Source organism: Desulfacinum infernum DSM 9756 (assembly GCF_900129305.1).
GTDB lineage: Bacteria > Desulfobacterota > Syntrophobacteria > Syntrophobacterales > DSM-9756 > Desulfacinum > Desulfacinum infernum.
In genome coordinates, this window is sequence record NZ_FQVB01000041.1 from 21,418 (window position 1) to 32,156 (window position 10,739).

Below are 10,739 nucleotides of genomic sequence, written 5' to 3' on the forward strand. Positions count from 1 at the left end.
CTGCGCTACGAGGAAAACGGTCATCCCCGGCGTTTTCGGACGATCTGCCGGACTGGAATTCTTTCTTGTCGCGCGTCCCCCACGGGCGGGCGCGTAAGGTCCACCCCTCCAAAACGGGACGTCTCGGGTAGGGGCGAGGTTAATTCCCGCCCGCCGGGTGCCCGCACCGGGTTATGAAACCTTGCCGCCGGGGGACACGGGGGCGTCGGTGGTCACCAGCTTCAGGGCGTCCCCGTCGTGGGCCGCCAGGATCATGCCCTGGGATTCCACGCCCATGAGCTTGGCCGGCTGGAGGTTTGCCACCACCACCACCTGCTTTCCCACCAGATCTTCCGGGGCGTAATGCTCGGCGATGCCCGCCACCACCTGGCGTTCCTCTCCGATGTCCACCTTGAGCTTCAAAAGCTTCTTGGACTTGGGGATCCGTTCCGCCTCCAGGACCACGCCGGCCCGGAGATCCAGCCGCTGGAAATCCTGGAAGGAGATAAGATCCGGCGCGTCCCGCTTTTCTTCCGCTTTTTCCACTTCCTTTTTCCTTTCCCTGGCGTCCTTTTCCTGCTGCCACTTCTGGAGATCCACCCGGGGAAAGAGGGCGGCGCCCTTCTGCACCTTTTCGCCTTCCACCAGGCTACCCCAGCGGGCGTCCCTTTCCAGGCGAAGGTCCAGGGCCTTGGCGGGAACGCCGAGCCGCGCCAGCATCTTTTCCGCCGTTTCGGGCATGAAGGGGGCGACGAGGACGGCCACGGTCTTGTTCACCTCCAGCAGGGTGCGCATCACCCGTTGCAGCCGGCCCTTTTGGGACGGATCCTTGGCCAGCTCCCAGGGGCCGGTCTGGTCGATGTACTTGTTGGCGGCGTTGATCATCTCCCACACCGCCATGAGGGCCTTGTGGAAGGCCCACTTGGGGATTTCTTCCGTATAGACGGAAACGCTCTCTTGGACCTGCCGCTCCAGGGCCTCGTCTTCCGGACGGGGCGGATCCCCGAACGGGGGGACCGTGCCGCCGAAGTACTTGGCCGTCATGGCCAGGGTGCGGCTGAAGAGGTTCCCCAGGTCGTTGGCCAGGTCCGAATTGAGTCGCTGGATCAGGGCCTCCTCGCTGAAATTGGCGTCCAGGCCGAAGACCATTTCCCGCAGGAGAAAGTAGCGGAAGGCGTCCACGCCGTAGACCGGGGCCAGATCCAGGGGCCGGACCACCGTGCCCCGGCTCTTGCTCATCTTGCCTTCGTTGATCTTCCAGTAGCCGTGCACGTTCAGGTGTCGGTAGGGCTCGATGCCGGCCGCCTTCAACATGGTGGGCCAGTAGATGCCGTGGGGCTTCAGGATGTCCTTGGCGATGAGATGCTGGGCCGCGGGCCAGAATTTTTCGAAGAGCTCCCCGTCCGGATACCCCAGGGCGGAGACGTAATTGATGAGCGCATCGAACCACACGTAGGTCACGTAGCGGTCGTCGAAGGGCAGCGGCACGCCCCAGCTCAACCGTTCCTTGGGCCGGGAGATGCAAAGGTCCTCCAGGGGCTCCCTCAGAAAGGCCAGCACCTCGTTGCGGTACCGCTCCGGGCGGATGAAGTCGGGGTGCTTTTCGATGTGCTCGATGAGCCAGCCCTGGTACTTGCTCATGCGGAAGAAGTAGTTGGCCTCCTCCCTCTCCACCGGCGGCTTGTCGTGGTCCGGGCATTTGCCGTCCACCAGCTCCTTTTCCGTGTAGAAGCGCTCGCAGCCGATGCAGTAAAGGCCCTTGTAGGTGTCGAAATAGATGTCCCCGGCGTCGTAGACCTTCTGAAGAATGTACTGGACCACCTTCATGTGGGCGGGGTCGGTGGTGCGGATGAAGTGGTCGTTGCTGATGTTGAGCTTGGGCCAGGTCTCGCGGAACATTTGGCTGATGCGGTCCGCGTAGGTCTTGGGGTCCGTTCCTGCGGCCTCGGCGGCCTGGACGATCTTGTCCCCGTGCTCGTCGGTGCCCGTGAGGAAATAGGTTTCGAAACCCATGAGGCGGTGGAAGCGATTCATCACATCCGCCACGATGGTGGTGTAGGCGTGTCCGATGTGCGGTTCCGCATTGACGTAGTAGATGGGGGTGGTGATGTAGAACCGTTTGTCCATGCCGCGCTGTCCTTTCTCACTCCTCTCGCTTCTTTTTCTTCTTCTTGGACCTGCCGCTCCGGCTTTTCTTCTTCCCGGGTTTCTGTTGCGGACTTTCCTGCCGGGGTGCTTCCGGCTTGGGCCGCGGCCGTGCCTCACCCTCCTGGGAGGGGACGTTGGCCTCTCGGGGTGCCGGCGCCTTCGCCTGGCACGGACGGGGGGCGCCCTGGGCCGACACCGGGCCGTAGTCGATGTCGATCTCCTGACCGTTTTCCAGAAGAACCGTGACCACACGGTCGATCACGTTCTGGCGGATCACCTTGCCGCGCCCCTGGGGGGTCTCCACCTTTTTTCCCAGCTTGGGCATGCCCTGCTTGTAGTACTTGTAGGTGTCGTATTCGTACTGCAGGCAGCACATGAGGCGCCCGCAGGCCCCTGAGATCTTGCCGGGATTGAGGCTCAGGTTCTGTTCCTTGGCCATCTTGATGGACACGGGATGGAAGTTGCGAAGAAACGTGGCGCAGCAAAGGGGGCGCCCGCAGGTGCCGAGCCCCCCCACCATCTTGGCCTGGTTGCGCACGCCGATCTGGCGCAGCTCCACGCGCATGCGAAGCCGACGCACCAGGTCTTTCACAAGCTCCCGAAAGTCCACCCTTCCGTCGGCGGTGAAATAGAAGATGATCTTGGACCGGTCGTAGAAGCACTCCACGTCCACCAGATTCATGGGGAGCCCCAGGGCCTGGATGCGTTCCAGGCAGAAGGCTTCGGCTTCCTCCTCGAACCGCAGGTTTTCGAAATGCTTTTCGATCTCCGACGGCTCCGCCGGCCGTTCGATGGGCTTCACTTCTTTCGGGTGAACGTCCGGGTTCTTGGCAAACGGGCCTTCCACCACCTCGCCCAAACCCTTGCCCTGTTCCGTGTTCACTACCACATAGTCGCCCTTCCGGACCTGGAAGGGACCCGGATCAAAGTGATAGATCTTGCCTCCATCCCGGAAACGAATACCGATGACCTTTTCCATCCACCCATTCCTTTATCTTCAGGCAGACACCCTCCAGGACCAGCTGCTTGTTGGCGTGGGCCCGGAGGTGCTGCACGGCGTTTTCCACCACTTCATACATCCTGAGCAGCATGTCGGGGTCCTCGGCGAGGCGCCCTCCGTGGGCGTCCGTGTCGTCGAAGACCGTTTCTTCAGTCATTCCCAAGCACTGCATCAGGTTTTCGCGCACCCAGAACTTAATACATTCCAGGTCTTGTTCCAAGTCTTCACTTTCCTTGACCCATTGGGCTGTGTCCAAAAAGAGGTCCAGCACCGGGCCGCGGGCCACCTCCAACAGCCGATGAACCACCTGCCGGCACCTTTCCACCCGGTCGCCTTCGGCCCACGCCCGGGCCCTTTCCAGGCTGCCGAAAGACAGTCTGGCCACCTGGGCCGCCTGGGATGGCGAAAGATTCCATCGCTCCGCGACCAGATCCCGCACCTGCTGGTCGTCCAGGGGCTGGCACCGCACGTGGCAGCATCGGGATACCAGCGTGGGCAGAAGCATCTGGGCGTCCAGGGCCAGCAGGATGAAGACGTTTCGCGGCGGCGGCTCTTCCAGGATCTTCAAGAGGGCGTTACCGGCCTCTTCGGTGAGCGCCTGGGCGTCCTGGACGACGGTGACCCGGAAGGAGCCCTCGAAGGGGCGAACCCGGCACCGTTCCCGCACTTCCTTGATCCGGGCCAGTTTGATGGAGGTTCCTTCCTTTTCCACCCAAAGAAGGTCGGGGTGGACGCGTCGGTCGATCTTTCGGCACGCTTCGCAGGTGCCGCAAGCGATGGCGCCCGTGCCCGGGTCCGGCGGGGTGAGGCAATTGAGGGCCTTGGCCAGTTCCAGGGCCAGTCGGCCCTTTCCGATCCCCTCCATGCCGCTCAGGAGCAGGGCATGGGGAAGGTTCCGGGTTTTCAGCAGATGGGCGAGGAACTTCTTGGCCCGAATTTGCCCGGTGATGGTTTCCAGACTCATGCCGTTCGCCCGATTCCGGTGCTTTCCAGCAGGTGTTCCACCTGCCGGAGGACCCGATCCAACGGCTTGGAAGCGTCCACGACTACGAACCGTTGGGGTTCCCGGCGGGCCAGGTTTAGGTAGCCCTGCCGCACCCGTTCATGGAAGTCCGCGGATTCGGATTCCAAGCGGTCCGGCCCGCCCGTCCGAGCGGAGCGGCGCTGCAGGGCCAGGTCCACGGGGCAGTCCAGGAGCAGGGTCTTATGGGGGCGGAAGCCCTGGAGGACCTCCCGCTGGACCGCTTCGATGGCCCGAATGTCCAGGCCGCGGCCCCATCCCTGGTAGGCCAGGGTGGCGTCGGCGAACCGATCCGCCACTACGCACGTTCCCTTCGCCAGGGCCGGACGGATCACCTCCTTCACCTGCTGGTTCTGGCTGGCCAGGTAGAGAAGCACCTCCGTCCAAGGATGGATTCCTTCCAGGCGGGAATCCAACAGGAGGGAGCGCAACCGCTCCCCCACCCGGGTGGTGCCCGGTTCCCGCACGCGCAGGCAGGGGATGCGGTGCTCTTCCAGCCGGCGGACCAGAAAATCCACCACGGTGGTCTTTCCCGATCCGTCGATCCCTTCCACGCTTAGAAACAAGGGCCTGTCCACACCCGTCTTCCCTCATGAGCGATCGAAGCTTTTTCCCGCTCCGCCGCATGCACAAAAGTGCCCGCGTTGCAGGGCGGTTCACGAACCGCCCCTACAGGACGTTTTCATCCCGATGCCATGGGGTTCGATTCGCGCCGATGGCTGGTCCTCTCCTCAACGCCCCTCGCCCTTCTTTTCAGCCACCATGGAAAAGAGGTTCAGCTGGCGGCACCGGCGGCCGTCGGGAGCCTCCGAAGCCGAAGTCGATGGATCCACCTCGCCACCGCGGCCCTTGTAGAAATAGCGCTCATAGGGGGGCTGGTAGGGTGTCCAGCGGGAATCGTCCCCGGCGGGCTGTTCCAGGAGCCGGTCCAGATTGTTCATTTTGGCGTCCAGGTCATCCGCCAAATGAAGCACGAAAGCCTCCCGGGTCATGGGGGGCTGCACGGCGCCGTAGGCCGCCTGCCCGTGATGGCTCAGGATGAGGTGCTTCAAGAGCACGGCGGTCTCCTGGGGAAAGTCCTTGCAAAGAAGCAGCTTCTTTTCCAGGATCTCCACCCCCAGCACCATGTGACCCACCAACCGCCCCACGTCCGAATAGTCAATGGCCACATCCCAACGGAACTCTTCCACCTTGCCGATGTCGTGAAGAAAGGCCCCCAACAGGAGCAACTCGCGATCCAGGGTGGGGTAGCGGCCGGCCAGCAGGGTCACCAGCTCCATAATGGAAACCGTGTGCTCCAAGAGTCCTCCCAGGTAGGCGTGGTGGAAATTCTTGGCGGCGGGCGCTTTCCGAAAGGCGTCCATCAAGGCTCCGTCCGCCAGGAAGTGCCGGACCAGCTCCTTGAGAGGCTTGCGCTGCACGGTCGCCAGCTTGGCCACGAACCTCTGCCACAGGGCCGCGGCGTCCCCGGGATAAGCCGGCAGGAAGTCTTCCGGATCGATGCGGTCCGGCGGCACCGTTTCCAGTTTCTGGATGTTGATCTGGAGCTCATCCCGAAAGGTCTCCGTGCGCCCTTGGACTTCCACCACGCACTTGGACGGAAGCCGGGAAGCGGCCTCCTCGGCCCCGTTCCAGATCCGCCCGATGACCCGTCCGGTCTTGTCCTGCAGGGTCAGGGTAAGAAACGGGGTGCCGTTCTTGGCGGTTCGAAGCTCCTTGGCAGCCACGGCGAAGGTCCCGACAATGTCCTGATGGGGCTGGAGATCGGCGATGAAGATCCGCTCTTTCTTTCCGTCCGGCGGGGTCTGGGTGGTTTCCATGGTGTCGTCTGCCTGCCCTTTTCTTCCTCTTTCCACGGCATTTTCGTTGGGAAACGGGATCATTGTTTCATGCCGGGTCCGGGGGCATACTACAGAAGTCGCCGGGAATTGGGAAGAAAGGTTTGGGGGAACCGTGATGAGTGACGAGTGATGGGTGATGGGTGATGGGTGATGGGTGATGGGTGAGGTGGGGCGCGCTGATCCATACCCCGTACCCCATACCCCTCCCAACTCACGCGTATGCCGATTGCCTCCGCGATGCCGAGTGACTAGGATGGGGAAAAGCCGTACAAGCCACGCTGCCGCCGTCTCCCGAGGAAAGGATGCATGCCATGGAGATCATTGCGCAACTGGGATCGCTGCTGGGACTTTCTTTCGTCAGCGGTGTGAATCTCTATGCCACCGTGGCCGTGGTGGGCCTCTGCCTCAAGCACGGCCTGGTCCAGGGACTCCCGCCGGAATTGCACGTGCTGGCCAACGATGCGGTCATCTTCGTCGCCCTGTTCCTGTACGTCATCGAATTCGTGGTGGATAAGATCCCCGGCCTGGACGCCCTCTGGGACACCCTGCACACCATCATCCGGCCTCTGGGCGGCGCCATGCTGGCCCTCATGCAGGTGGGGGAGGCGTCTCCCGCCCTGGAAGTGATCGTGTTCCTGCTGGGAGCCAGCCTCGCGTCGGCGGCTCATGTGACCAAGGCCGGAACGCGGTTGCTGGTGCAAGCGAGTCCCGAGCCCTTTTCCAACATGGCCCTGAGTGTGGGGGAAGACATCTTCGCCGTGGGTTACGCCTACGTGAGTCTCACCCATCCGCGCTGGACGTTCTTCAGCACCATCGCCCTCCTGGTGCTCTTCGTGATCTTTTTTCCCATACTGGCCCGAAACCTGGCCATGCTGGTGAAGGCCTTGTTCCACCGCATCTTTTCCGCGTTCGGCGCCGGAGGGGCGGGCTTCGATCCCGTTCGTCTCCCCTATCACATCGATCGCCTCCATGCCGCGGAAGCGGCGCCGGGAGAAGAGGTGATCTGGGCTGGGCCCGCCCATGCGTCCCGGGTTCCCGGCGTCCCGCGGGCTTCCCGCGCCCACGTGGTGCTCACCTCCGAAGGCATCCGGCTCCACTATCGCCGATTCTTCCGGTGGCAAAGCAAGGCGATGGGGAGGAAGGACCTTCATCGGGTGCGTCTCTACCCCGGAAGACTCCTGAGCAAGCTGGTGATCACGGGGACCGGCGAAACCTGGATCCTTTCCTTTTACCGAAGGGACGCGGAAACCCTTCCCACCCAATGGATCGAAGCGCATGAACGAAACGAGAACCTCCAGCTTGCCGGCAGCTGAAGAAGTCTTCCGGGCGGGCTCCACCCTCTCCCTGGAGGAAAGAATCCGCCGGCTTCAGGTGCCCGGGTTCACCTCCAGGGGGCGGGAGGCGCTCCCTTCGGTGTGCCGTCAGGCGGCCCTTCGCGCGGCCGTTCTCGCTTATAAGTCCGCTCACGGCCTCCTGTGGATCCTCTTCATGGGCGGCACAGGAACGGGCAAATCCACCCTCTTCGATGCCGTTTGCGGGGAGCGGGTGAGCGAGACGGGGGTGGAACGGCCCAAGACCTGCGGAGCGGTGGGTTATGCCCACCATGGGGCGGCATCGGACCTGGATCTTCCTTTCCAGGAGGTGCGGGTGGTCCGCCATTCCGGGTCGGAAAGCGCGGTCGCGCCTCTTGCCGGAGAGCCCGGCGTCTTCCACGTGCGCCTGCACGAAAGGGACCAATGGGCGGAGGTCGTCCTGGTGGATACGCCCGACCTGGACAGCGTGGAGGAAGCCAACCGCCTGTTGGCGGAAAACTTCTTCCACCTGGCGGATGCCGTCGTCTTCGTGACCAGTCCCGAAAAATACGCGGACGATGTGCCGTCCCGGTTCCTCAAAGGTGCCCTCCGGGAAGGAGCGGAGGTCTTCCTGGTATGCAACAAGGCGGGGCGGGATCTGGGCCCCCGGGACGTCCTGGAGGTTTTCCGGGGGGACGGGGTGGTGCCGTCGCCGGATCGCGTGACCCTCTTGCCGTTCCTGGCGGGAGATCCCGTGAGCCGCCTTCCCGAAGAAGCTTCTTTCCGCGAGTTCCGTTCCCGGCTCATGGAAAGGGTGCGGGAACAGGCGGGAGTCGCCCTTCGCCAACGCTCCCTGGCCCGTCTTCGACATGTGCTGTCCCGGGAGCTGAAAGAGCTCGGGGGGATCCTGGCGGAAGAGGCCCGGGAGACGGAGCGGTGGAAGGAAACCCTGGAACAATACCGGCGGCAGGCCGTGGAAGACGTGATCGCCGGCCAGGAAAAGCATTTCACGGCGGAAACCCGCGCGTATCTCCAGGCGGAAATCCGTTCGCTCTTTTCCAGATACGATCCGCTGGCCAAACCCCGGCGATGGATCTCCAAGACCCTGGGGGTTCCCCTGCGCCTGCTGGGAATTCTCAAGGGCTCGCCCTATCCGGGAAGGCGCGATTCGCTGGAACGGGTCAAGGAGCGGATCCACGTGGAGGGCATCCAGGCGGCGGTTCAGCGATTTTCCCGTCGGGTTCTGGAGGAGTCTCTGCAGGGGAAAGAACAGAGTCGCCTCTATCGTGCCATCCTGGAAGGAAACGCCGTCCTCCGCCCCCAGGAGGTGGTGGAGTTCGTGGACCGGGAGCAGGAAAAGCTCATCGACTGGCTTCAGTCGGTCTTTTGCGACCTGGCCAAGGGGCTCCCTAAGGGGAAGGAGTGGGGGATCTATTCCACCTCCGTCTTGTGGGGTGTTCTGATCGTCAGCCTGGAAACGGTCCTCGGGGGAGGGTTCACCATGGTGGACGCCGTGCTGGATGCAGCCATCGCCCCCTATGTGACCCAGGGGGCCATGGAGCTCTTCGCCTATCGCGAGATTCAAAAGATCGCCCGGGAACTGGCCGAGCGCTACCGCGCCGGCCTGACGGCCGTGATCGACGAACAACACCGCCGCTTCCTGGCCTGCCTGGAAGAAGTGAGCCCAGACCCGGAGCTGAGGGAAGCGGTAACAAGCGAGCTATAGCGACAGGGCGCACCATGCGTTCGTAAAGGACGATCTTCTGTATGGGAGATTCCATGACCGAATACCAGTTTTCAGAGCATGCTTATGATATGCTTAGAGAAAGGCAAATAAGGGAGGAGTGGGTCAACTTGGCGGTAGAAGACCCTGACAAAGAAGAAGTCAAGGAAGATGGAACGGTTCACTATATTCGCGCAATTCAGGATCATGGCGGGCGTTATCTGCGTGTTGTTATAAATCCTCACGTCCAGCCCCGAAGAATAGTTACCGTCTTCTTTGACCGCAGGATCGGGAGGTTGGGATGAGACTCAAAGTAGATCACAAAAATGATGCCTTATATCTGCGCCTTGACGAATCAGCTATTGTGGAGTCCGAGGAAATCAAGCCGGGCGTGATTCTTGACTACGACGCAAACGGCAACGTGGTGGGCATTGAGATACTTGGCCTAAGCTCGCGCGTTCCCATCGAGATGCTCAAGAGCTTGCACTTTGAAACCGCGTGAACTGGTAAAATCTTCTCCCGGCAACCGATGGCGGTAGGCGTCACTGAGCTTTTTTCCGCTTCTAATGCCCGCCTGGGAAGAATACAGGTGGAGAGGGGGTAAGTGAATGGCGGTTCCTGATTTCCAATCCTTTTTTCGACCTTTGCTGGAGCTGGCGGCAGACGGAAGAGAGCATACGCTCAAAGAGGCTAGGGAACGGATTGCTGCACATTTCAACCTGAAAGAAGAAGACCTTTCGGAACTTTTGCCCAGTGGAACGCAGAGGAAGTTTGACAATAGGGTTGCTTGGGCAAAAAGCTATTTGGTGCAGGCAGGAGCACTGGAAAGTCCTAGGAGAGCTCACTTCAAGATTACGGAGCGAGGCCGGGAGTTACTTGCCCAAGGCCACAACAAAATCGATATAAAGGTATTGAGCCAGTATCCTGAATTTGTAGAATTCCATTCACCAACCAAGCAAGATAAATCTACGCCTCTTATACATCAAGAAGACAGCACGTCTGAAACACCTGAAGAAGTCTTGCAGAAATCATACCAAAGCATCCGGAACGAGCTGGCAGGAGAAATACTGGAGCGTATCAAAGCAAACCCACCTTCATTTTTTGAGAAGCTTGTTGTCGATCTGATGGTTGCCATGGGATACGGAGGTTCAAGATCCGACGCTGGTAAATTAGTCGGGCAGAGTGGAGATGAAGGAATAGATGGCGTCATAAAGGAAGATCGCCTTGGACTTGATGAAATCTATCTTCAAGCGAAACGATGGGAAGGCACCGTTGGAAGGCCGGAAGTGCAAAAATTTGTGGGCGCCCTTCATGGCAAGAGAGCCAAGAAGGGCGTCTTTATCACCACGGGCAAGTTTTCCCAAGAAGCCCTCGATTATGTCCGTACGATTGACCCGAAAGTTGTCTTGATCGATGGAAAGGGGCTGGCTGAACACATGATTGACTTTAATATGAAAGATACGGTCGGGGGGCACCAGCTATCCACCCCCCGGCAACGTTTCCCGTTCCCCTCTGGTCTAAGATGGGTTTTGGGGTTGTGCGATGTATCCGAACTTTACCAGCATCCTAATCCAACGTGGGGCGTTGCGTTTAACATACAAGGCTTCGTAGTCTACGGTGCTGTCTCGATAGGGCTCGTTTCTCGAGATCATGTAGAAAATGGTGCGCAGGATCTTGTGGGCAATGGCGATGATGGCTCGTTTGTAACCTCTTCTGGGCATGAGGCTCTGAAACT

At 60.9% G+C, this 10,739-nt stretch carries 9 protein-coding genes and 2 pseudogenes; 5 read left to right on the forward strand and 6 right to left on the reverse strand.

All coding sequences use genetic code 11. The annotated features are described in order from the left end of the window. Positions 1–171: 171 nt before the first annotated feature. The 5 genes from metG to BUB04_RS16095 all read right to left on the reverse strand — a co-directional run bounded on the left by metG (position 172) and on the right by BUB04_RS16095 (position 6,004). The gene (gene metG, locus BUB04_RS16075; RefSeq protein ID WP_073041361.1) at positions 172–2,106 is read right to left on the reverse strand and encodes a methionine--tRNA ligase; all 1,935 of its coding nucleotides are present in this window, start codon (positions 2,104–2,106) and stop codon (positions 172–174) included. A 16-nt stretch (positions 2,107–2,122) separates the two neighbouring features. Beyond that, positions 2,123–3,106, reverse strand: a complete 984-nt coding sequence (locus BUB04_RS16080; RefSeq protein ID WP_073041363.1) for a PSP1 domain-containing protein — start codon at positions 3,104–3,106, stop codon at positions 2,123–2,125. Beyond that, positions 3,051–4,091 carry a DNA polymerase III subunit delta' gene (holB, locus tag BUB04_RS16085; protein WP_073041365.1) on the reverse strand — a complete coding sequence of 347 codons (1,041 nt, stop codon included), beginning with the start codon at positions 4,089–4,091 and terminating at the stop codon, positions 3,051–3,053. The genes BUB04_RS16080 and holB overlap by 56 nt, the downstream gene beginning before the upstream one ends. Continuing rightward, positions 4,088–4,726, reverse strand: coding sequence for a dTMP kinase (gene tmk, locus BUB04_RS16090; RefSeq protein ID WP_073041368.1), 639 nt, complete (start codon positions 4,724–4,726; stop codon positions 4,088–4,090). Before tmk ends, holB begins: the two co-directional genes overlap by 4 nt. Positions 4,727–4,879: 153 nt before the next feature. Beyond that, the gene (locus BUB04_RS16095) at positions 4,880–6,004 is read right to left on the reverse strand and encodes a 3'-5' exoribonuclease YhaM family protein (RefSeq protein ID WP_178372021.1); all 1,125 of its coding nucleotides are present in this window, start codon (positions 6,002–6,004) and stop codon (positions 4,880–4,882) included. Positions 6,005–6,300: 296 nt separating this feature from the next. Here BUB04_RS16095 and BUB04_RS16100 point away from each other — a divergent pair, with 296 nt between their 5' ends. The 5 genes and pseudogenes from BUB04_RS16100 to BUB04_RS18875 all read left to right on the forward strand — a co-directional run. Further along, a complete protein-coding gene (locus BUB04_RS16100) occupies positions 6,301–7,302 on the forward strand; it encodes a DUF4126 domain-containing protein (RefSeq protein WP_073041372.1) in 1,002 nt (333 codons plus the stop codon). Continuing rightward, the gene (locus BUB04_RS16105; RefSeq protein WP_073041375.1) at positions 7,265–9,007 is read left to right on the forward strand and encodes a GTPase family protein; all 1,743 of its coding nucleotides are present in this window, start codon (positions 7,265–7,267) and stop codon (positions 9,005–9,007) included. The genes BUB04_RS16100 and BUB04_RS16105 overlap by 38 nt, the downstream gene beginning before the upstream one ends. A 53-nt stretch (positions 9,008–9,060) precedes the next feature. Then, the gene (locus BUB04_RS16110; protein ID WP_073041389.1) at positions 9,061–9,309 is read left to right on the forward strand and encodes a DUF4258 domain-containing protein; all 249 of its coding nucleotides are present in this window, start codon (positions 9,061–9,063) and stop codon (positions 9,307–9,309) included. Next, the gene (locus BUB04_RS16115; RefSeq protein ID WP_073041377.1) at positions 9,306–9,506 is read left to right on the forward strand and encodes a DUF2283 domain-containing protein; all 201 of its coding nucleotides are present in this window, start codon (positions 9,306–9,308) and stop codon (positions 9,504–9,506) included. Before BUB04_RS16110 ends, BUB04_RS16115 begins: the two co-directional genes overlap by 4 nt. 106 nt (positions 9,507–9,612) lie before the next feature. Continuing rightward, positions 9,613–10,398 (forward strand): annotated as a pseudogene (locus tag BUB04_RS18875) (restriction endonuclease); the annotation flags it as partial. Positions 10,399–10,521: 123 nt separating this feature from the next. Here the strand turns inward: BUB04_RS18875 and BUB04_RS19950 are convergent. Beyond that, positions 10,522–10,739: pseudogene (locus tag BUB04_RS19950) on the reverse strand (IS110 family transposase); the annotation flags it as partial.